Consider the following 20769-nt stretch of genomic DNA (forward strand, 5'->3'; position numbering starts at 1 on the left):
ATAAATGTTAGAAACTGATTGGAGTCCTTTTACAATACTTTGAACTTTTTCGTCATTCCCTTTAGATCACTTGCAATGTTGGATAATACCTTGGTTGAATCAGTTATTTCTCCAATTGCTACAAGTTGCTCTTGGCTGGATGCAGAAACATGAATAGAATTTTGAGTGTTTTTTCTTGCAACTGAAGAAATTCCCTCCATTGTTCCTGTAATTTCTCTAGAGCTTGCGGACATGTATTTGGCTGCTGTTAAAATACTTTCCATTTCAAGATTTATTTTTGACGTTGATTGAGAAATTATTGAGAATTTCTCTTTTGTATCATTTGTAATCTCAATACCTTTCTTTACATCTTTAATCACGGTTCTCATAGATTGCACAGAATCTTCAGTGGCTTTTTGAATTTGCTCTATGAGTGTAGCAATTTTTTCTGTAGATTGGTTGGATTGTACCGCCAGCCTCCTTACCTCCTCTGCAACAACAGCAAAGCCTTTTCCTAAATCACCTGCTCTCGCTGCTTCGATAGCTGCATTTAACGCTAGTAAATTTGTTTGATTTGCTATATCAGAAATGACGTTCAATATTTGTACAATTTCTTGAGAACTTATTTGAAGAAATTGAATGGATGTATCTGACTCACTTACGGAATTTTGAATTAACATCATTTGGCGAACAGTCTTGTCTACAGCATGTTCTCCGTCACAGGCATATCCTGTTGCTTGTTGAGAAAAAAGAGAAACTTGTTCCGTGTTTCCTGCTATTTTATTAATCCCTTCATTCATATCTGTAAAAGCATTAGCAATTTTTTCAATACCACTAGTTTGGCCTTCCGTATCGGTTGCTACCTCTTGGATCGAATTTGAGATTTTCATGGATACTATGTTAGTTTCATTGGCATTTTCCAAAAGTTGGTCAGAAGAATGAGCTATTTTAAGGGAAGCAAAATTTATTTTTTCTACTATATCTTTCAAACTTCCTACCATTTTTTCGAAGGATCCTACCAAGTGACCTATTTCATCATTAGATTTTTTAGGTATTGTGACCATTAAATCTCCTTCAGCTACTTCCCCAGTTAAGCTTAATAATGTTTTTATAGGAGAAACCACAATCCTGCGTATGAAAAATGAGGCTATTACCGTTGTTAAAATAATATTAATAACAGTACTTATGTAGATACCATAGGTTATCTGAACACTATGCTCTAATAATGAATTTAAATAGTTGGTTAATGGTACGCTTATTAGGAGTGCCACTATTATTACAAGATTCATTTTAACCGTTAAACTAAGGAAATGATTTCTTTTAATTAAATCTAATTTTGTATTCTTTCCCATACACATCTTCCTCCCGAGGTATCTCTAAAATATCCAATATGGACATAGTTACTGTATAAAACAAATATGCAGAAAGTATCAAAAAGAACAAGTATCCCTACATGGTTCTTGCATAATAACATCAAATTTTATTTCAAAATTAGTAAAACGGGAGAATACACGCTCTCATTTGGAATTTGAATATTTAATGAACTTTTATTAAAAACTGTGATTTTTACCCTTGCTTTTTATAATCCATCAAAAAAAATCCTCAATTTCTGCAAATATTTCTATTAAGCTCAATTCGGAAATAAAAATTTGGAGGGTTTTAGATGAAGTTTAAATTGACTATATTATTAGCAGCAATTATTCTCTTTCTAGCCGCTTGTTCTTCAGAGCAAGGCTCAAAAACAGAGAATATAGATCAAAAGGAAACAGAAAAAACAGAAAGTAAAGTAGAAGGTTTGACCTCAACGAGTACTGAAACATTAACTGGAAACGAATTTGATCTAGTAGCAAAAGAAGTCTCCCACCCATTAAATAGTGAAGTAACTGTAACTGCCTGGACTATTAACGGTTCTGTTCCAGGAGCACAAATACGAGTTAAAGAGGGAGAAAAGGTCAAAATCAATCTTAAAAATGAACTACCAGATCCAACCTCCATTCACTGGCACGGGATTCCTGTACCGAATGAAATGGATGGCATACCAGGGGTAACTCAGAATGCAGTTCAACCTGGAGAAACTTTCACCTATGAATTTACAGCGACGGTACCAGGTACCTATATGTACCATTCACATCAGGAAGCTGTGAGTCAGATGGATAAAGGACTATATGGTTCTTTTGTTGTTGAACCGAAAGAAAAAACATATGACCGGGATTACACGATTATGTTAGATGAATGGATGAGTAATCAAGCAGAATCTGAATCTATGGGCGAAAGTATGGATGAAATGGATGGAATGGATCACAGCAATATGAGTGGTATGAATCAGGATAGTAGTTCTGAAACCGATGAACATGGTAGTGAGAGTATGGGACACGATATGTCTGGGTATGACATCTTTACCATGAATGGAAAAAGTGGTGACGCAATTGAGCCTTTAAAAGTGAAAGAAGGTGAAACCGTTCGAATTCGTTTAGCCAATGTTGGATATATGTCGCACAATATACACCTTCATGGTCATAAATTTAAAGTGGTAGCCGTTGATGGTCAAGAATTGAATGAACCGAAAGAAATTGAAGATGAGTTAATTACTATTGCTCCAGGTGAACGTTATGATATTGAATTTATAGCAAACAATCCTGGGGAATGGTATCTTGAGTGTCATGGTGATATGGAAGGGACAGAAGGCATGAAAGCATTGATTCAATATGAAGGAAATAGTGATTCAGCAGATCAGTCTAATCAAAGTGAAAGTCTTCCAGTTTTCAATTTTGCAAATTATGGCGGTGCAGCAGCCGGCGAATTTACTTTAGAACAAGAGTATGATATTGAGTACACGATGGATCTTAATGGAAACGATATGGACAATATTTGGTCAATCAATGGAAAGTCCTTTCCAGATATTGATGGCCTAACTGTAAAAGAAGGGGATTTAATCAAAGTAACATTAAAGAATAATTCTCCGGAAGGTGCCGACCACCCAATGCATTTACACGGACACTTCTTCCAAGTATTAAGTAAAAATGGAAAACCGTTAGAAGGTTCTCCAATCTTAAAGGACACGATTAATTTAAAATCAGGTGATGAATACGTAGTGACGTTTAAAGCCGATAACCCTGGTAATTGGTTATTCCACTGCCACGATTTGCACCATGCAACAGCAGGAATGGTAGACTTAATCAAATATGACGGTTTTGAACCGAACTTTACTCCTGATCCAAATGCTAATAATAAACCAGAGTAAGTAAAAAAATGCGGTCATAAAACTTGACCGCATTTTTTTCATAACTATTATGTCATTTATTAAGGGCAGTACTTCAACTAGATTACAGTCTACATGTGCTAGAATTAGAAGAATAAGTATTTTATTCTGATGTTTAATTCACATCAACACAGGGTGTTAATACATTTATACAGGGTATTGAGCATATCTTTGCTCTTTAGTTAAATTGTCCTTCTTATACTCTTAAAACTAAATAATCCCCATTTTTCATTTTAACTACATCTGCTTTCATAGCTTTTGCTATGTCTTGGACGATGGTTTTTTGTTCCTCTTCATCCAGCGCTAATAGAGTAAGTTGTTTTCCTCCTAACACTCGTTCTTTTTGTAACGTAACGAAGGCTAATATCTCGTAATTTGGTCTTTCTGTTGCTTCTCTCCCCATTTCTTATTCCCTCCCCACTAAATTTGTATCCATTACAGCATGACTCTTTTTTACACTTTCAAGTAAAGGAGTGTTTTTAACAGCTTCAATTAACTTCTCTATATCCTTGATAATTGGGACGAGTGTGATAACAATTTTCCCTTCCCCATATTCTTTTCTTGTGAAATGATATCTCTTTACACCCAACGACCTTGTAGCTTCAAACAAAGCAGCCTGCCTTTGTCCGAAATTATCTAATGCTACACGAAAATGTTCTTCATGAGGGGATATTACAACTGCCAAACCTTCATTTTGAAACAGTTTTGAAGCATTTTCAGAACCTAACAGATTTGATACATAGATTCCATCCACAAAAAGTTCTGATTCTTTTATTTCAATATTTCCTTCTTTCACCTCAGCAATATCTCCAATTGTTTTTCCTTTTGAGAAACGTTTTAATATGTAAAGAACAACGAAACCAACAATGGCACCAGAAAGAATATTGAACCAAGCCATGTTGCTATCGATAATTTGCATCGTTAGAGCCGTAACTAAGGAAACAATTAAAGAAAAATAATTCCTCGATTCAAATGTCTTTGCAATTCCATCAATATAAGCATCTCCACGGTATGCATATTCTGTGTTCTCAAGATCCTTTAAACTTTCTCTTTCAGACTTTCTAACGTCTCTAAATTGTTGAATTGCTAGAGTAAGAAAAGTAACAGCCGTAAAGTTTTTGGTCATAAGAGCTGGTATAGCAAATGCCCCCAATGAAGCTGCAACGAAACCCGTTACTAGGTGAAGCATATACCCATTTGGGTAGCTTGGATACTGTCTAAAATCTTCTTTAACCGTTAATATACGAGCCAATGTTCCTATAATCGTTGCTGTTACAATTAAAGTAAGGTATTCGGTTGAGATCATTCCATCCTTCATAATTTCACTCCATTTTTTATTCATTCTGTATTATTTGTTATTGCTCTAAAAATAATAATTCGAAATAACAGCAGGCAGGATTATATAAAGACTACCTTCAAAATCTTAATATAAATTCAACCTATTTTTGAGTTATAAAAAAACTTTCAATAACAAACAATATCATATAGAAAGGAGATGAGTGATAGTGAATAAAAATGACCTTCAAGAGTGTATAACCGAGTGTGAAAGTGCATTAACACATTTGAATAGAGCCATGAGCAAAGCCCACGCTGGGTCTAAAGAGAGAATGCAACATGCTGCAAAAGATTTAGAAGAATGTATCTCAGAATGCCGAAGCTTACTATAGTTTATAAGTTGCCTGAAAAACCCCTCTATAAGGAGGGGTTAAAATAATTAAGAAGCCATATTTCTACAAGCCTCTGCACACTCACGACAGATTTTAGCACATTCTTGACAATGCGCGTCTTGGAACTTCTCACAATCCATCGCACAGGCTTCACAAATATCTGCACAAAGCTGACAAAGTTGATTTGCATATGTACTATTGCGAGCCATGTAAGCAACTGATTGTAGACAAATTTCAGCGCAATCATTTAGCATTTGAAGACATTTTATTCTTGCTTGTACATCTGGTTCTTGTAAGCAAGCAGTTGTACATTCTTCGCAAGCCCTAGCACATTTTACACAAATTTCAATACATTGATCCATATCTTTTGGTGAAACAGAGAGAACACCCATGTTAAAAAACCTCCAAATAGTTTTGTCTAAGTTATTATTTTCCATTTGCTATTTCTTATACATAAGATTTTCTTACTAATGGTTATTATTACTGAACAAAAAAAATCCTGTACTATACAGGATTTCGGAAAAAACAATATTCAAACTTCAAAAAAACATCTACATTGAAAAATTTATTTCATGAGGAGTTTCCCCAAGTCTAATCTTTTTAATCACTTCAAAACTATTATCATCAACTACCGTTAAGTCATTGGAATCTTTATTTGTTACATAAAGTTTATCTGCACCAGGTACATAAGATACGTGGTTAGCTGTCTCTCCCGTTACAACTTTTTTAATAATTTCATAGTTTTCAAGATTTATTTTAACAAGATCATTGGAACTCCGATTGGATGCATATAAAAACTTCCCATCTGGTGAAAGCTCTAAGCCGTGTGTTCCATCTCCAGCTTTAATTGTTTTAATTTCTTTCTGCAGAATAATATCGACAACCGAAATCGTTCCATCAGTAACATTGGCAGTGAATAAATATTTATCGTCCTTTGATGGTTCTAATTCATTCGGCGTAGTACCAACAGGAATCGTTGCAATAATCTCCATCTTCTTCGTATCTATTAAAGAAATATCGTTTGACATAACATTCGATACATATGCAAGACTGCCATCATTACTAAAATCAATATGAGCTGGGCTTTTTGATGTAGATTTAATTTCTTTGATGACTTCCTCACTTTCTGTATCTACCACTTTAATATAATTATATTGTTCTCCTTCCTTTAAATCACCGCTTGCTAGGTATAGGTAACGTCCATCTGGAGTAATGTCGATTCCATGGAGATTTACTCCAGTATCGATTGTATTTTTAATTTTTCCGGAATCAGCATTGATAATAAATAGCTCTCCTTTGTCATAATTGCCAGCATAAACTTTCTTCCCATCAATACTTACTTCAATACCATCTGACAGCTGGCTATCCACTTTTAATGTCCTAATGACTTCATCCTTCTTAGTATCAACAACCGATATTGTCCCCTCATCAGCATTAGGTATATATGCTAAGGAGGCTCTTCCTTTGTCAGTAATATAAATAATTGCCGCTATCAGAAATACAGCAATTAGTATGATTCCTACCTTCTTCATATTCTTGCTACTCCTCTCACTGATCTGTTTGAGTAATTAATGCTATATCATTTTTTTCCCAGATAAACTCTCTTGATGAAACGTTTTCAATATTATCTAATTTTAAAGTTATATTTTCATCCAAAACCTCTCCGCTCCAACTTAAATAGCCCACCATATGATGTGAGTCTTCATTAGCTAAATCCCACTCAAATGTTCCCGAAGGATTTTCACTTGATTGAAAAGAAAGTTTTGCAAGTTGTTCTATTTTATATTGAAGTAAATCACCGGAATGTGTATTAAAAACAATTTCAAAAAAGAGCTGTTTCGAAGAACTTTTTTCAGGTATTAGTGTTGCTTGAATAGCAAGTGTTCCTTGGCTGTCAGTTCTTTGAAATGAAGGTTCAATTCCTTCATCTTCTTCCTTGTTATTTGAAGCTCCGCTTTCGACTTGTTCCGCAATGGTATCCTCCTCAACAACTTTTTCCGTAACACTTAACTGGCCAATATAAAACCAGCCTATAAACAAGACAATAATCGCTGCTCCTACAATCATTGATATTTTCTTCCCGTCCATACTATATCCCCCACTCTTGCTTTAATCTAACAAGTTTATAATCGCAAGAATGTGTGCAGATTTGGTTGAGATTTGATGTCTATTTGCAGAAAAAATTGCATTATGTTATCTCTATAATTAATAAGCCCCTTCTAAATTAGCATTAAATAAGAGCGAAAAGGATAGTATAGGAAAATAGATTCCCTCACTATCCTTGCATTTTACATTAATTTTTAAAAAATAAAATATAGTCTACTGTGTTGTACAAATAATATAAATAAGAAAAGGATAGTGGAGTGAGCTGAACTCTTTACTATCCTTCTTTTTAATATAATTATATCTCTTAATAATCTAATTGAAGCATATTTTTGCCAAGAGTTTATTGAAGCATTTCCTTGCCAAAACGGCAAAATTATGGTTTAAGTCACACAAGCGCACAAAAACCACCAAATATGTATTTGGTGGAGACGGTGGGACGTGCTATTCCATGCTTTCGTCATGGCACTGACTATATCTTGAACCTGACATGTATCAGGTCCTTCGGCGTATTATGCGAACCGTAATTTTTATCTGATTCCAGATAGGAATTCGCATCCTAGTACTACCAAGATGGCAGCCTATAAGTCGATACACGGCTGTTGGATTGCTCCACATACCGCTCGGCATTGCCCTATCGTTTTTCACGACTTAGGTTTCACCGATAAAGCCGAATTTTCACTTATGCGTTACCACATAAGGCGACTATGAACTAATCGAACCCACGTCCAAAGATATCGGCACTTAAGCTTCTACGAGTGTAGTCGACATATTCGTGTTTCGCTGAGCCATCTGCCTATCGACAGGCGCCCGGTCAGCTAGTCTGGTTATGCTCTTCCTTTTCCCTCAGACGGTGAGATCCGGCGTAGCCCACTATCGTTGAGTCCCTTACCCTACCACATGGGCGATGGAGGGAGGAACCGCTATGCGCTAATTAAGCAGCAAAAGCGAAGTTGTTTTGTTGTTTGCCAGTTATAGGCGTTGACGTTGGTACGCGGCCGATCCCCGCGACTCGCAACCTAAGCTCGAACTACCCCTGTCGAATCCGTAGCGTCCCCATGTTAGAAAAGCGGAAGGCTCCTGTTTATCGGCGACAAGCATAAGACGAGCCGGCTTGAAGGTTGTTCTTTAACCTTCGGGACGGATTGGCTTATGACCTCGAGCCGATGGTGCCTGCAGCTAGACATCAAATGTCTGTTCATGGTATTTCACACAAACAAGACTATGGAATGAAACGGAATGCTCGAAATAGATGAGCTATCAGTTTGCGTCACTCTTGGTGACATTTATTATTATATCACAAATAGACCGTGAATCAATTGTAAGGTTCTGTAAAAAATGTTTAGCCTATCCTTACATCTTCTGTCTATCGCGGAAAGCACGCTCAATATCACGTTTGGCTTCCTTTTTCTTCAGATCTTCACGTTTATCATACTTTTTCTTACCTTTAGCAAGACCAATCAATACTTTCGCAAAACCATTTTTTAAGTAAAGTTTAACAGGAACGATCGAATAACCATCTTGCTTCGTTTCTCCAATCAACTTGTCAATTTCCTTTTTATGGAGGAGTAGCTTTCGCGTGCGCAGTGGATCATGATTATAACGATTTCCTTGCTCGTACGGACTGACATGCATTCCTATTAAAAACATTTCACCGTTCATGATTTGTGCATAAGAATCCTTTAAATTCACTCTTCCAGCACGAATGGCCTTAATCTCTGTCCCTTGTAAAACGAGTCCTGCTTCAAACGTCTCCTCAATAAAATAATCGTGGTACGCTTTTTTATTTTGGGCAATAACCTTACCAGCGCCTTTAGGCATATGACTTCCCCCTAACATACTGCTCTTTATTTTAACAAAAAAAAGACGCAGCCTCAAATGCAATGCTGAAAAATGGGATTTGCTAAATTTTATGCTTTGACCGATATATTTTATTTTGGACCGATATCCACTTTATAGGTTCGCCGATATATTTAGATTTTCGCCGATATATTCAAAAAATCGCCGATAAATCATGTTTTTCGCCGATATATTCAAAAAATCGCCGATATCCACCAAACCAACTGTAAAAGGAGCCAATTCAATGGCTCCTTCCTCCTACTTTTTCTTCTTTCGCTTGGCCTTTGGAGCATTTTCGTAATGCTTTTTCTTTTTTCTTTGGCCATTTGGCTTTTTGCCATCTCTTTCAGATGGTTTACCAGAACCTTTACGCGGCTTTTTCTCAGAGCTTCCCGTTTTGAAAACCTTGCGTGCCCCTTCTTCTGGTCGTCTAGGACGAGTTCCTTTCATCCCGACTATTTCAAAATCGATGGAACGCTCATCTTTATCAACTTTGACGACACGAACGGTAATCTCGTCACCGATGCGGTATACATTGCCCGTTCTTTCGCCGATCATGGCGTAATGACGCTCATCATAGCGATAATAGTCATCCGTCATATAGCTAACATGAACAAGACCTTCGATCGTATTTGGGAGCTCGACAAACATTCCGAAATTAGTCACCGAGCTAATAATCCCATCATATTCTTCACCAATCTTGTCTTCCATGTATTCTGCTTTTTTCAGCTCATCGGTTTCTCTTTCAGCATCAACAGCACGACGCTCCATTTTCGAAGTATGCTCCGCAATTTCCGGAAGCTGGGCATCCCACTTTTCCCGTGTCGCCTGATCCATTTTCCCTTCAATCAAATAGGTACGAATCAAACGGTGAACAATCGTATCTGGATAACGGCGAATAGGTGAAGTGAAATGAGTATAGAATTCGGTTGACAAGCCATAGTGACCTAGACTTTCAGGGTCATATTTGGCCTTTTGCATTGACCGTAACATCACGGTTGAAACGACCATTTCCTCTGGCTTCCCTTGAACTTCTTCAATGATTTCCTGCAAAGCGCGAGGGTGTACTTCATTAGCTGTCCCTTTTACGATATAACCGAAATTCGTTATAAACTCAAAGAATCTTCGTAGCTTGTCTTCTTTCGGATCCTCGTGGATTCGATAAATAAACGGGACATCCAACCAATGGAAATGCTCCGCCACCGTTTCGTTGGCACAAAGCATGAACTCCTCAATAAGTCGTTCTGCAACAGAACGTTCGCGCAAGACAACATCCGTTGGTTTCCCTTCTTCATCAACGAGCACCTTTGCTTCCTTAAAGTCGAAGTCGATTGCTCCACGATGCATTCTTTTTTCACGTAAAATTTGAGCCAGCTCTTCCATGAGCTCAAACATTGGCACTAACGGCTTATAACGTTCGATAAGTTCTTCATCTTTTTCCGTTAAAATTTTATTAACGTCACTATACGTCATCCGCTCCGTTGTCTTAATCACACTTTGGAAAATCTCATGGTTGACGACTTGCCCATCAGAAGTAATCTCCATCTCACAAGATAACGTCAATCGATCGACCTTCGGATTAAGGGAACAGATCCCATTAGAAAGACGGTGCGGAATCATCGGGATCACACGGTCTACTAAGTAGACACTTGTCCCACGATCCGCTGCTTCCCGATCAATCGCTGAACCTTCTTCCACATAATAGCTAACATCGGCGATATGGACTCCAAGCTTATAGTTTCCGTTTTCTAGTTTCGTAACGGTTACGGCGTCATCCAAGTCCTTTGCATCAGCTCCGTCAATCGTAACAATGGTTTCATCTCGTAAATCACGGCGATTTTTAATTTCATCTTCAGATATGGTATCCGGTGTTTCGTTTGCTTGCTCGATAACATCGTCTGGAAATGGCCCAGGAAGTCCGTGCTTATGAATAACGGATAAAATATCGACACCTGGATCATTTTTATGACCAAGAATTTCGATAACTTCTCCTTCTGCGCTTTTTCTACCTTCTGGATATGTCGTTATTTTGACGACGACTTTATGCCCTTCAACTGCCCCTTTTGAAGCAGCTTTCGGGATAAAGACATCACTCGCAAATTTTTGATCATCGGGAATGACAAAACCAAAATGTTTACTTTCGGTATATGTACCAACAATTTGCTTAATCCCCCGCTCAATGATTCGGACAATCGTACCTTCACGACGTTGACCAGAGCTTTCAGTTGTAACTCTTGCTAAAACAGTATCACCATGAACGGCGTTATTTGTTTCATTCGGTGGTATAAAAATATCATCTAATCCCGGCTCATCAGGTATAACAAAGGCAAATCCCTTCGCATGACCTGTTAACTTCCCGCGAATTAAGTTCATTTTTCCTGGAAGACCGTAACGGTTGCTACGAGTGCGAACCACTAAACCTTTTTCTTCCATGATGACAAGAGCTTTGACAAACTCTTTAAATTCAGTAGAATCAGCAATTCCAAAAGCCGCTTCCAATTCCTGAACAGTCAGAGGTTTATACGCTTCATCCTCCATATAATGGAGAAGCTTGTCTATATGCTGCTTTATATGATCATCCATTATGATCCCTCCTCTTATCTTTATTCTTCCCAATCTAGTGATTCTAAAAACCTGTACACATCCTCATGAAGCTGATCTTTCTCTTTATCAAAGGTAATAACATGACCAGATTCTTCATACCATTTGATTTCTTTTTCTGGTGATTCAATTTCATTATAGATGATATTGGCGCTTTCCGTATTAATCATTCTGTCATGACGCGCCTGTACAACAAATGTCGGGGCATAAATCATATCAATATTGTTTCGGACCTCTGCAATTAATTCCTGTAACGCACATAATGTGTTCATTGGCGTCTTTTGAAACTCTGCCATTTCTTGTTCAATCTGCTCTGGAGTCTTTCCTTCGCGCTCTTTATATTCACGAGCGTAGGCAAGCACACCCTTGTACATCACTTCTTCACTTTTAAGAAACATCGGCGCACACATCGGGACAATCCCCTTAATATGCTCAGTGTAACCCAATTTCAAAGAAAATACGCCACCTAGTGAAAGTCCGACAACCGCAATTTCTTTATATCCTTTATTTTCCAAAAAATGATAACCGTCCATCACGTCTTGCCACCAATCTTCCGGTCCTGTATGAACGAGCTCTTCTGGTGGTACACCGTGCCCTTTATATTGTGGACCGTAGCAAGTATAGCCTTTTCCCTCAAGGAAACGAGCCATCATGCGGCAATCCGCACTATTCCCTGTAAAACCGTGCAAAAATAATACTGCTCTTTTTCCTCTTTCAAAAAGAAAAGGCTTTGGTTGTGAAATTTTCATATGTATAAACTCCTTTATCGAAAAACATTCCTATCTTAGTGTAAACAATAGTGATCGGTTCAATCCACTGAAAGGACTCGACTCCATCATGATTCAATCGTTTTTTGCCCATGCTAAAATAAATTTATAAAAAAATGAACGCTAGAAAAGAATCTGTCGTCTTATAGTTAGAAAGGAGGTCTCAAGATGGAGCAAGATGATGATCTATCCTTAATTCATAAAGCAAGATTGGGAAACGACGAGGCCTTTGCCCTTCTTTTTCACCGGCATTATTCCTTTTTATTTAAATATTTATTAAAACTTACCTTACATGAAGAAACGAGTAAAGAGCTTGCTCAAGAAACGATGATGAAATGCTATACCCACCTATCTTCCTTTAAAGGAGAAGGGAAGTTTTCAACATGGATGATTTCGATAGCTTCTAGACTATACATCGATTCAATTAGAAAGCAAAAACGAGAGCAGAAGAAGATTAACCTTCTCTCCCGTCAGCTAAGCTGGAACGCCCAATCTAAAGGAATTGAGTGGAGTGACACATTTGCAGACTTTAACCAGCTTGATGCAGACGTGAGAATGCCTATTTTGCTTCGTCATTACTACGGGTACACCTATGAAGAAATCGGAAAAATGCTTGGGATTCGAACTGGGACCGTCAAATCAAGAGTCCACATTGGAATTCAACGATTAAGAAAGGAGTGGGATTCATGAACGAAAAAGAATTTTTCAAACAGCTGAAAGAAGACATGGAACAGCTTGATGAATTAAGCGGACATTCGACTCCATCAGTCCACACTCTCAAAGAACAGCTTATCGTCGCTCAAATGGAAAAAAGGAGAGCGTTTCGCAAAGAACTAATTGTATTTGTTTTGACAGCTCTATTTATTTTAACTGCCTTTACAGTGGTCGTATTTAAAGCACCTATAATTTTTGTCGTAATACAAATCGCTGCGCTTGTCGGTGCTCCTGTTCTTTTCTTCTTTTTAAGAAAACGCCAATCGGAAGGAAGACCATTATCATGACCGAACAAAAGTTACTCATTGTATTACTGCTTCTACCTTTTTTATTACTACAAAGCATCCTACTTTTTATCGATGCCAAAAAGAGAGGTACATACGCTTGGTTTTGGGGTATTTGGGGTCTTATCCAATTGCCTATGCCGACCTTGTTCTACCTCTTATTCGTCGTCCTTCCTTATAAAAGAAAACAAAAAAGGAGTGAATGAAAGTGTCAGACATCAATTGGGCAATTGTAATGCCATTAATCATCTTACAAGCCATCCTCGCCATCTCAGCTTTAGTTAACTGTTTTAAGCAAGAAGAAACAAACGGACCGAAATGGATGTGGGTCATCATTATTTTATGCATTAGCCTCTTTGGACCGATTATCTATTTCATTATGGGACCGAAAAAAGAGTAGAATAGGAGCCAAAAATATGCTAGTCAACATTCATAGCTTAACTAAAACATATAAAGAAGATCAGGCCGTAAAAGGAATCTCTTTTCAAATTGAAAAAGGGAAATGCACCGCTTTACTTGGTCCAAATGGAGCAGGAAAAACAACCACCTTGCAGATGCTTGCAGGATTGTTATCACCTACATCAGGCAATATTCAGTTTTCCGGTACACAAAAAGATTTCAGACATCGAATTGGATTTCTCCCCCAACATCCTACCTTTTTTTCATGGATGACAGCAAAAGAATTTTTGCAATTTGCGGGAAAATTATCGCATCTCTCTAAAGCAAAGCTAGAAGAAAAAATCACAGAAACACTAGAGTTTGTCAGTCTAACAGATGTGCGAAACAAAAGAATTGGTGGTTTCTCAGGGGGAATGAAGCAAAGACTGGGCCTTGCTCAAGCTTTATTACATGAGCCTGATCTGCTCATTTTAGACGAACCTGTATCTGCTCTTGATCCAAACGGTAGACGCGATGTACTCGAAATTTTACTACAATTAAAAGAGACAATGACGATTCTTTTTTCAACCCATGTGCTTCATGATGCTGAGCAAGTTTGTGACTCAGTCATAATCCTCAAAGAAGGATTGATTAAATGGAACGGGAGCTTGGATTCACTAAAAAACAGCCAAGCAACATCAGCCATTCAAATTCGTACAGCAGAGAGTTTAGAAAATGTATTTGACGACCTAGCCAATGTCCAATACAAGGACGCTAACACGGCAACACTATTCGTTGATTCAACTTTTGACAGCAATTTATTTTTAAAAAGACTAATGGAAAAAAATCGCACACTCTTACATTTTGAACGTTTGCAAGATTCACTAGAGGATGCCTATATGAAGGTGATGAACCAATGAAAAATTATGTAACGTTACTTCAAAAAGAACTTACCGAAAGTTTTCGAAATGGGAAATGGATTTGGCTCCCGATTGCTTTTATGATTATTGGCATCTCTCAGCCCATTACGACTTATTATATGCCGCAGATTCTCGAAAGCGCAGGCAATCTCCCAGAGGGAACAGTGATCGAGATTCCTGTTCCATCAGGCTCAGAGGTGTTAGCTACTACCTTAAGTCAATTTGGAACGATCGGCTCATTACTATTTGTTCTTGCAGCAATGGGCGTGATCGCCAACGAGCGTCAAAATGGAGCGCTAACACTCGTGATGGTTCGTCCCGTCTCAGCCATTCAATATATAGCAAGCAAATGGACTGGCCAAATACTCATTGCTCTCATCGCATTTTTATTAAGCTATGGGCTGACCTTTTATTACACAAACTTGCTATTTGACCCTATCGAGTGGGAGCTCGTCATCTCTAGTTTTCTCATCTATAGCTTGTGGATCATATTTATTATTTCGGTCTTGATTCTAGCCGGAACGCTCCTTAAATCTGCAAGTGGAATTGCAGCAGTTAGCATCGTGGTCCTAGGTGGACTATCGGTTGTAAGCAACCTCTTTACGAAATATACTGCGTGGAGTCCAACTAATCTTAGAGCGCACGCTTCTGCCATTCTAATCGACGGGAAACTGCTCGACCATGGCCTAACTGTCATCATAACTACTATCGCTTTATCTCTACTATGCTTAATACTAGCAACTGCCCGATTTCGACGGTTTGAACGATATTAGAAATAAAAAACCTGGCTCCTTCAATGGGGGGCCAGGTTTTGATTATTTCTTAAACTCCTAAATAAGCGACTACAAATGTTAATACAAAAAATAATACAGCTAATACGATGGTAATGCGGTGGAGAATTAAATCAAGTCCACGTGCTTTTTGCTTTCCAAAAAGCTGCTCCGCACCACCAGAGATGGCACCAGAAAGTCCTGCACTTTTTCCCGATTGTAAAAGTACTACAACGATTAAAGCAATTGATACAATAACCAATAATGTAATAAATAGAGTATGCATGAGTCCACCTCCTGAAACGAACATTTCACAGTATCTCATATTTTATCATAGGCGGCGGTTTATCGCAATACTAAGTCATTTTTCACTGCTGATTTAGACTTCACAAAAAAATGGATTAGGCTTTTTTAACATCCTCACTTAATTCTGCCATTTTCTCTACCGTTTCCTCTTTTTCATCATCAACTAGACCTTTTGTTGAACTCTTAAATTCTTTCAAGGTTTGTCCAAATGCCCTTCCGATTTCAGGAAGTTTTTTTGGACCAAATATGATCAAGGCCAGTACTAAGATGATGATTAAACCTGGAATTCCAATATTAGATAACATTCTTATCCCCTCATTTTCGTAATAAGTCGTTGAAAAAGAAGAGTGCAAGTAAGTTGTTACACAGGCACCTACTTACACTCCAATCACATCCACTTCAGACTATCCGACGATAATCGGCACTCCAGTTGCATAGAAAATATATCTTCCGAGAAACTCTCCTACGATCACAAGCCCAAAAGCGACATAGGATAATCGATATACCGCTGTTCTTTGTGTCTTTTGGAATAAACCAAACATCAAAATTGACACTCCCGCAATCGTAAAGACCCAACGAATGATAGTAGGGTATAGATAGCTTCCCGCTACAAGTTGGGCAGATTCATAACCCGCTGAACCACTAACAGATAATCCAGACGTATAAACTGGTAAATAAATTAGCTGGAACGCAATCGCCAATAATCCGATTAAACTTGTAATCTTTAAAATAGAATTTAATTGCGGCGACGTCTCTTCTTTACTTATCAAGATTGTGAATGCCGTTCCGATTGCTCCAAACACGATCGTTGTTCCAAAAAAGGAGAGATACGTATTGACGTTTGTCCAAGCTGGTAAGATGGACGCTCCATAAATACTCGCCATTGAAAAAACCGTTCCAATTCCGACAATCGAGTTGATCCAACCAAGTACTTGACTCCATTTTCCCATTCTTTCTAAAATATAGCCGACAAGCCATAAGCCAAAAAATAGGCCCGCAAATAAAATTTCGCGACTTAACCATGAACTACCTAGATTAAGCAAGGCTCGGTAAGCTCCTAACGGGGTTCCTAAGTGAAAAATCGATAAAATAATCGCAATCCCCATCACAGGTCCAACAAGAAGCATTCCAATTTTCGTTGGTCCCATACTTGTTTTATTTAAGGAACGGATGACGACCAAAAATATATAAGAGCCAACAGCTAATTGCGTAAGCAACGTAAACATCAATAATGGCCATTCTTCGCTAAACATGGTGAAACCTCCTTCATTTTAGACTTTAGTCAATTTTTGCTTCTGGGATAGCATTTACGGTTATCGACGGATCTGTTATTTTAAAGTCCGCCAACACTTTCAAGTTTGTATGATCCCCGTACTTCGCACGAAGTTCTTCAATATCGCCAAACTCAATCGCCCTCATTAGGCAAGCGTCCACACATGCAGGGTTCTCCCCTTTATCAACGAGGTCTGCACAGCCGTCACATTTGCCGACTTTTCCTTCCTCTTCAATGTATTGCGGGCCCTCATATGGACATGACCATACACACATCCGGCAGCCAATGCATTTCTCATGATCTTGGACAACTAAGCCATCCTCTTCACGCTTATAAATGGCACCCGTCGGACAGTTTTCTGCACATTTCGGATGTTCACAGTGGTTGCAGCCGAGGGAAAGATGGTATATCCAAGGTTTCGGATATTTGCCTCCCTCAAAAGAGTAAACTCTTCTAAAATTCACTCCTACAGGTAGCTCATTCTTATCCTTGCAAGCAATGGCACATGTTTTGCACCCCGTACATATAGTAGAATCGTAATAAAAGCCTTTCTGTTTCACTGCCTTCACCTCCTAGTTATAAAACAATCCTTTGTGGCCATTCGACATCTGGAGCTAATGATTTATCGTATTTTTCTACCTGTACATTACAAGAGTTTGCCCCCATATGACCTTGTCCAGTTGGAATTGCACCGTTTAAAATATTGACATTGCCTGCCTTATCTATCCCTGTTTCCTCATCTAATTCAATCCATGCTCCTTCGCCGAGAGTTACTACTCCTGGCATCATTCCTTCAGTTAAATACACAGGTCGAATAACTACTCCGTGCCGACTTGTAATTTTCACAATGTCTCCGTGTTCAATCCCTCTATCCGCTGCATCCTCTTTACTCATAAAAAACTCTTGAGGAAACGCTTCTCTGAGCCACTGTATATTATCAAATATGGAATGGGATCTTCTTCTATAATGAATTGTGTAAAGTTGTAAAGGAAAATCACCTTTCTTTTTAGCATCCCAATCACTAAATGTATCTTCGTACCCTTCTTCAGGTTTATCATATTCTGCAATTGGTGATTTCTCATTCCAACCATAGTTCCCAATTAAATCTGCTAATGTTTGAGAATATATTTCTATTTTCTTGCTTGGTGTCTCTCTTGGAAATTTTTCTGGTTCCTTTCGATAATCCTCAAATTCTGTAAATCCATAATTATCTCCTGGAGATCGTTCAACTTGATAAATTCCTCTTTCTTTAAATTCTTTCAAAGTAATTCTTCCAGACTGAGGTTTACCGACTACTCCCCAATCGTTAATATCATTTTGGGTAATAGTTACTAATGGCTCATAATCTTTACCATCAGCTGTTACAACCATTGCTCCTGCGAGCTGATTAAAAACTGTTTGTTGCTCGGAAAGCGGGTTAATCTTTTTCTCATCTATTCCTAATCGTTTACCGATCTCTGTTGCGATCCACAAATCATCCTTTGCCTCATGCAACGGTTGAGTAACCTGACTGTTAAAAATCAATATTTCTCTATTCCCAGTTGTAAAACTTCCGAATCTTTCCCACGGAGTTGTAGCTGGGAGAACAATATCTGCAAATTTGGATTGAGTAGTAAGAAAATGAGACTGTGATAAAACGAATTCAAGTTTTTCTCTGTGCGCTTTAATCCCTTTAGTCGCTCCCATCTTTTGGTTGAGCGTAGCTCTTGCATCATAACAAACCATTTTAATATCAATATCTCTGATATCATTCTTTCCAGCAGTATATTTACCAGTTAAAACAGCATCCCATATTTCATTTTGATTTATGTTTACTTCTATCGGATTTTCAATCTGATCAATACCATTTGGACCTGCTTTTACAAGTGGTGGACCAGCATTTCCTGCACGATTATGACAACTTAAACCTGTTCCAGCCCCAGGAATTCCGATATTTCCTGTCATACAAGCTAGAGTAATAAAAGCTTGTGCAGTTTGCTCTGCTCGATGGGTCCTGGATGTTGCTCCACCACATATTACTGCAGTAGGTTTTGTTGTTGCATATTCGATAGCTAAAGCTTTAATTTTCTCAGGAGCCACTCCGCAAATTTCAGACGCCCAGTTTGAATCCTTTGGAACCCCATCGTACGTACCTAATACATAATCTTGAAAGCTCCCTTTTGGATCAGCCCCTTCAGGCATATTATCCGCATTAAATCCTACTGTACACTTGTTAAGGAATTCCCAATCAATCGTAGGCCTCTTTTTGTCTTCCATTATAATTTCATAGGCCATACCGATCAGCATAGCTGCATCTGTCGCTGGACGAATAGGGATCCATTCATCAGCAAGTACTTGAGCTGAATCAGAGTATTTTGGATCAATAAAAATAAATTTAGCTCCTGCCTTTTTTGCTTGAAGGAAATTATATGTTGGGTTTCCTCCAGAACTCCATGCTGGATTGGCTCCCCACATGATAATTAACTTGGATTCACGTAATCGAAGTCGGTCATTTCCGGTATTGGAATAACTGTCCGCATATGGTCCAACAAGAGTTGGCCCTACATCTACCCAAGTACCCCATGATGTAGATCCCCACGAAGTAGCATGTCCTCCGTAGAGTTTCAGTGTTCTATCTAATCCAGAATTCACTTCTCCTAAAATTGAGCTATTTCCGTATGTCTCTTTAATTCTTTTTATTTCATTTGCTGTTAAATCTAGTGCTTCTTCCCAAGAGAGACGCACCCATTCATCTTTTCCACGTAGTTCCTTTTTTCCACCACCAGGCTCCCAATTTTTTCTCTTCATAGGATATTTAATTCTATCCACTCCAAATACTTGCTCTTTTTGAGAACGACCACGCCAGCATGCTCTTTGTTGCGGATAATCCGGGCTATCTGGATGTGTGTCATCTGTTTTTTGTCTTACAACAACCCCACCAACAACTAATGCCTTGTTTAAGCAGCGGCCACCACAGTTATGCCAACATGCTGCTGTGATCCATTCCCCTTCCTCTGCTGCCTGTTCAGCTGCACGGGCTTCGTCAATCTTTTTTAATCCGTATGTGGGGACAACCGCTGCGGTTGTTAATGCAGCTGACCAACCTAAGAAGGATCTGCGACTCATGGAATAATCCATCGCTTTTTTGATCAAGTTTGACATTTCGTCACCTCCAATAATGTTAAAACTCTCTAGTTTTTAATGGTTACAAGCTCCTCCAGACAAACCTTATCTATTTCCAAAAATCCCTGAAGGATTTTAACCATTCCTTTGTAAAAATCAAATTGAGCGTGTTGAACAATCTTTTCCTTTAAAATAGGCACCCATTTCAATAGGTGTTCTTCAATAAATCGAATTTGATCGATGATCATTTCTGTTGGAAACTCTTCCTCTTCTATCTTTGTCATCGTTAATTCATTTAGTTGATAGAGAAAATCGAGTTCATAACCTAAGTGATCATCTGCTTCCTTTCCAAATTGAGCTGGGAGAAAACAGTATTTTAAGTAAGCTTGACGTACTATCAACGTTTCTTTTTGAAATAATAGTCGCTCTTCGTTTAAATAAGCGGATTCCCAAAGGGGCGCTGGTAATTCATATGGACCAATAAACATTTTCGTGTAATCCCAATGCAATGAATCAAAGACCTCATCCAAATCATGCTGGGCAAGAAAGATAGAAATATCAGTTACTCCCTCTTGAATTAAAGCGTTTTCTTGTTTAAAAGGAAAAGAACCAATATACCCTCCTTGTAATGACCTTAATAGTTGTCTATTAGGTTCTTCGAGAAAAAATCGTCTTAGTAAATCGTAAGCACTTGACCTTAAATGAAAATAGTTATTTACTAACATGTGCTGCTCTTGCACAACCATTGATCATACACCTCCTGTTTTGTGATTATTTTCACATAAATGTGTAGAAAATTAGGTAATT

General features: G+C 38.2%; 22 protein-coding genes and 1 other RNA gene. 7 read left to right on the forward strand and 16 right to left on the reverse strand.

What is annotated here, in order from left to right:
• Positions 1-29 precede the first annotated feature (29 nt).
• Positions 30-1331: a methyl-accepting chemotaxis protein gene (locus BMSHG_RS25865; protein ID WP_019153647.1), complete on the reverse strand. Its 1302-nt coding sequence runs from the start codon at positions 1329-1331 to the stop codon at positions 30-32.
• A gap of 311 nt (positions 1332-1642) precedes the next feature.
• Here BMSHG_RS25865 and BMSHG_RS06605 point away from each other — a divergent pair, with 311 nt between their 5' ends.
• Positions 1643-3220, forward strand: a complete 1578-nt coding sequence (locus tag BMSHG_RS06605) for a multicopper oxidase family protein (RefSeq protein WP_019153648.1) — start codon at positions 1643-1645, stop codon at positions 3218-3220.
• 214 nt (positions 3221-3434) lie between these two features.
• Here BMSHG_RS06605 and BMSHG_RS06610 read toward each other — a convergent pair whose 3' ends face one another.
• From BMSHG_RS06610 to BMSHG_RS06655, 9 genes are all read right to left on the reverse strand, one after another.
• Positions 3435-3641, reverse strand: a complete 207-nt coding sequence (locus BMSHG_RS06610) for a capping complex subunit for YIEGIA (protein WP_019153649.1) — start codon at positions 3639-3641, stop codon at positions 3435-3437.
• A 3-nt stretch (positions 3642-3644) separates the two neighbouring features.
• Positions 3645-4556 carry a YIEGIA family protein gene (locus tag BMSHG_RS06615; protein ID WP_019153650.1) on the reverse strand — a complete coding sequence of 304 codons (912 nt, stop codon included), beginning with the start codon at positions 4554-4556 and terminating at the stop codon, positions 3645-3647.
• Between the two features lie 396 nt (positions 4557-4952).
• Positions 4953-5297 carry a four-helix bundle copper-binding protein gene (locus tag BMSHG_RS06625; protein WP_019153652.1) on the reverse strand — a complete coding sequence of 115 codons (345 nt, stop codon included), beginning with the start codon at positions 5295-5297 and terminating at the stop codon, positions 4953-4955.
• Between the two features lie 159 nt (positions 5298-5456).
• Positions 5457-6437 (reverse strand): cytochrome D1 domain-containing protein, encoded by a 981-nt coding sequence (locus BMSHG_RS06630; RefSeq protein WP_019153653.1) that lies wholly within the window; start codon positions 6435-6437, stop codon positions 5457-5459.
• Positions 6438-6453: 16 nt separating this feature from the next.
• Entirely contained in the window at positions 6454-6993 is a 540-nt protein-coding gene (locus tag BMSHG_RS06635) for a hypothetical protein (protein WP_019153654.1), read from the reverse strand.
• Between the two features lie 728 nt (positions 6994-7721).
• Positions 7722-8058: a transfer-messenger RNA gene (gene ssrA, locus BMSHG_RS27415) on the reverse strand.
• 303 nt (positions 8059-8361) lie between these two features.
• Entirely contained in the window at positions 8362-8829 is a 468-nt protein-coding gene (gene smpB, locus BMSHG_RS06640; RefSeq protein ID WP_019153655.1) for an SsrA-binding protein SmpB, read from the reverse strand.
• 276 nt (positions 8830-9105) lie between these two features.
• On the reverse strand, positions 9106-11430 hold the full coding sequence (gene rnr / locus BMSHG_RS06650; RefSeq protein WP_019153656.1) for a ribonuclease R: 2325 nt from the start codon (positions 11428-11430) through the stop codon (positions 9106-9108).
• A gap of 20 nt (positions 11431-11450) precedes the next feature.
• Positions 11451-12197 carry an alpha/beta hydrolase gene (locus tag BMSHG_RS06655; protein WP_019153657.1) on the reverse strand — a complete coding sequence of 249 codons (747 nt, stop codon included), beginning with the start codon at positions 12195-12197 and terminating at the stop codon, positions 11451-11453.
• Between the two features lie 186 nt (positions 12198-12383).
• On the opposite strand from BMSHG_RS06655, the gene sigY reads away from it, so the two are divergent.
• The 6 genes from sigY to BMSHG_RS06685 are packed head-to-tail and all read left to right on the forward strand — an operon-like array spanning position 12384 to position 15284.
• Complete coding sequence (gene sigY, locus BMSHG_RS06660) at positions 12384-12905, forward strand: RNA polymerase sigma factor SigY (RefSeq protein WP_019153658.1); 522 nt, start codon at positions 12384-12386, stop codon at positions 12903-12905.
• Complete coding sequence (locus tag BMSHG_RS06665) at positions 12902-13216, forward strand: YxlC family protein (protein ID WP_019153659.1); 315 nt, start codon at positions 12902-12904, stop codon at positions 13214-13216. Before sigY ends, BMSHG_RS06665 begins: the two co-directional genes overlap by 4 nt.
• On the forward strand, positions 13213-13419 hold the full coding sequence (locus BMSHG_RS29020) for a hypothetical protein (protein WP_019153660.1): 207 nt from the start codon (positions 13213-13215) through the stop codon (positions 13417-13419). Before BMSHG_RS06665 ends, BMSHG_RS29020 begins: the two co-directional genes overlap by 4 nt.
• Positions 13416-13613, forward strand: a complete 198-nt coding sequence (locus tag BMSHG_RS06675) for a PLDc N-terminal domain-containing protein (protein ID WP_026073354.1) — start codon at positions 13416-13418, stop codon at positions 13611-13613. Before BMSHG_RS29020 ends, BMSHG_RS06675 begins: the two co-directional genes overlap by 4 nt.
• A gap of 16 nt (positions 13614-13629) precedes the next feature.
• Positions 13630-14511, forward strand: coding sequence for an ABC transporter ATP-binding protein (locus BMSHG_RS06680; RefSeq protein WP_019153662.1), 882 nt, complete (start codon positions 13630-13632; stop codon positions 14509-14511).
• Entirely contained in the window at positions 14508-15284 is a 777-nt protein-coding gene (locus tag BMSHG_RS06685) for an ABC transporter permease (RefSeq protein WP_019153663.1), read from the forward strand. Before BMSHG_RS06680 ends, BMSHG_RS06685 begins: the two co-directional genes overlap by 4 nt.
• A 49-nt stretch (positions 15285-15333) precedes the next feature.
• Here the strand turns inward: BMSHG_RS06685 and secG are convergent, their stop codons facing one another.
• The 6 genes from secG to BMSHG_RS06715 all read right to left on the reverse strand — a co-directional run bounded on the left by secG (position 15334) and on the right by BMSHG_RS06715 (position 20708).
• The gene (secG, locus tag BMSHG_RS06690) at positions 15334-15567 is read right to left on the reverse strand and encodes a preprotein translocase subunit SecG (RefSeq protein ID WP_019153664.1); all 234 of its coding nucleotides are present in this window, start codon (positions 15565-15567) and stop codon (positions 15334-15336) included.
• 115 nt (positions 15568-15682) lie between these two features.
• The gene (gene tatA / locus BMSHG_RS06695) at positions 15683-15892 is read right to left on the reverse strand and encodes a twin-arginine translocase TatA/TatE family subunit (RefSeq protein WP_019153665.1); all 210 of its coding nucleotides are present in this window, start codon (positions 15890-15892) and stop codon (positions 15683-15685) included.
• A 99-nt stretch (positions 15893-15991) separates the two neighbouring features.
• Positions 15992-16840, reverse strand: a complete 849-nt coding sequence (locus tag BMSHG_RS06700; protein WP_019153666.1) for a dimethyl sulfoxide reductase anchor subunit family protein — start codon at positions 16838-16840, stop codon at positions 15992-15994.
• 25 nt (positions 16841-16865) lie between these two features.
• Positions 16866-17420 carry a DMSO/selenate family reductase complex B subunit gene (locus tag BMSHG_RS06705; protein ID WP_019153667.1) on the reverse strand — a complete coding sequence of 185 codons (555 nt, stop codon included), beginning with the start codon at positions 17418-17420 and terminating at the stop codon, positions 16866-16868.
• Between the two features lie 16 nt (positions 17421-17436).
• Positions 17437-20001 (reverse strand): molybdopterin-dependent oxidoreductase, encoded by a 2565-nt coding sequence (locus BMSHG_RS06710; RefSeq protein WP_019153668.1) that lies wholly within the window; start codon positions 19999-20001, stop codon positions 17437-17439.
• A gap of 29 nt (positions 20002-20030) precedes the next feature.
• The gene (locus tag BMSHG_RS06715; RefSeq protein WP_019153669.1) at positions 20031-20708 is read right to left on the reverse strand and encodes a TorD/DmsD family molecular chaperone; all 678 of its coding nucleotides are present in this window, start codon (positions 20706-20708) and stop codon (positions 20031-20033) included.
• Positions 20709-20769: the final 61 nt, after the last annotated feature.

This window comes from Robertmurraya massiliosenegalensis JC6, assembly GCF_000311725.1.
In the GTDB taxonomy this organism is placed as follows: domain Bacteria; phylum Bacillota; class Bacilli; order Bacillales; family Cytobacillaceae; genus Robertmurraya; species Robertmurraya massiliosenegalensis.

Bases quoted from the DNA above. Each gene is read 5' to 3' on its own strand.
- secG (WP_019153664.1), bottom strand. From the start codon at position 15,567: ATGCATACTCTATTTATTACATTATTGGTTATTGTATCAATTGCTTTA.
- tatA (WP_019153665.1), bottom strand. From the start codon at position 15,892: ATGTTATCTAATATTGGAATTCCAGGTTTAATCATCATCTTAGTACTG.
- BMSHG_RS06635 (WP_019153654.1), bottom strand. From the start codon at position 6,993: ATGGACGGGAAGAAAATATCAATGATTGTAGGAGCAGCGATTATTGTC.
- BMSHG_RS06655 (WP_019153657.1), bottom strand. From the start codon at position 12,197: ATGAAAATTTCACAACCAAAGCCTTTTCTTTTTGAAAGAGGAAAAAGA.
- sigY (WP_019153658.1), top strand. From the start codon at position 12,384: ATGGAGCAAGATGATGATCTATCCTTAATTCATAAAGCAAGATTGGGA.
- BMSHG_RS06615 (WP_019153650.1), bottom strand. From the start codon at position 4,556: ATGAAGGATGGAATGATCTCAACCGAATACCTTACTTTAATTGTAACA.
- BMSHG_RS25865 (WP_019153647.1), bottom strand. From the start codon at position 1,331: ATGGGAAAGAATACAAAATTAGATTTAATTAAAAGAAATCATTTCCTT.
- BMSHG_RS06630 (WP_019153653.1), bottom strand. From the start codon at position 6,437: ATGAAGAAGGTAGGAATCATACTAATTGCTGTATTTCTGATAGCGGCA.
- BMSHG_RS06610 (WP_019153649.1), bottom strand. From the start codon at position 3,641: ATGGGGAGAGAAGCAACAGAAAGACCAAATTACGAGATATTAGCCTTC.
- BMSHG_RS06680 (WP_019153662.1), top strand. From the start codon at position 13,630: ATGCTAGTCAACATTCATAGCTTAACTAAAACATATAAAGAAGATCAG.
- BMSHG_RS06700 (WP_019153666.1), bottom strand. From the start codon at position 16,840: ATGTTTAGCGAAGAATGGCCATTATTGATGTTTACGTTGCTTACGCAA.
- BMSHG_RS06685 (WP_019153663.1), top strand. From the start codon at position 14,508: ATGAAAAATTATGTAACGTTACTTCAAAAAGAACTTACCGAAAGTTTT.
- BMSHG_RS06675 (WP_026073354.1), top strand. From the start codon at position 13,416: ATGAAAGTGTCAGACATCAATTGGGCAATTGTAATGCCATTAATCATC.
- BMSHG_RS06710 (WP_019153668.1), bottom strand. From the start codon at position 20,001: ATGTCAAACTTGATCAAAAAAGCGATGGATTATTCCATGAGTCGCAGA.
- BMSHG_RS06625 (WP_019153652.1), bottom strand. From the start codon at position 5,297: ATGGGTGTTCTCTCTGTTTCACCAAAAGATATGGATCAATGTATTGAA.
- BMSHG_RS06605 (WP_019153648.1), top strand. From the start codon at position 1,643: ATGAAGTTTAAATTGACTATATTATTAGCAGCAATTATTCTCTTTCTA.
- smpB (WP_019153655.1), bottom strand. From the start codon at position 8,829: ATGCCTAAAGGCGCTGGTAAGGTTATTGCCCAAAATAAAAAAGCGTAC.
- BMSHG_RS06715 (WP_019153669.1), bottom strand. From the start codon at position 20,708: ATGGTTGTGCAAGAGCAGCACATGTTAGTAAATAACTATTTTCATTTA.
- rnr (WP_019153656.1), bottom strand. From the start codon at position 11,430: ATGGATGATCATATAAAGCAGCATATAGACAAGCTTCTCCATTATATG.
- BMSHG_RS06665 (WP_019153659.1), top strand. From the start codon at position 12,902: ATGAACGAAAAAGAATTTTTCAAACAGCTGAAAGAAGACATGGAACAG.
- BMSHG_RS29020 (WP_019153660.1), top strand. From the start codon at position 13,213: ATGACCGAACAAAAGTTACTCATTGTATTACTGCTTCTACCTTTTTTA.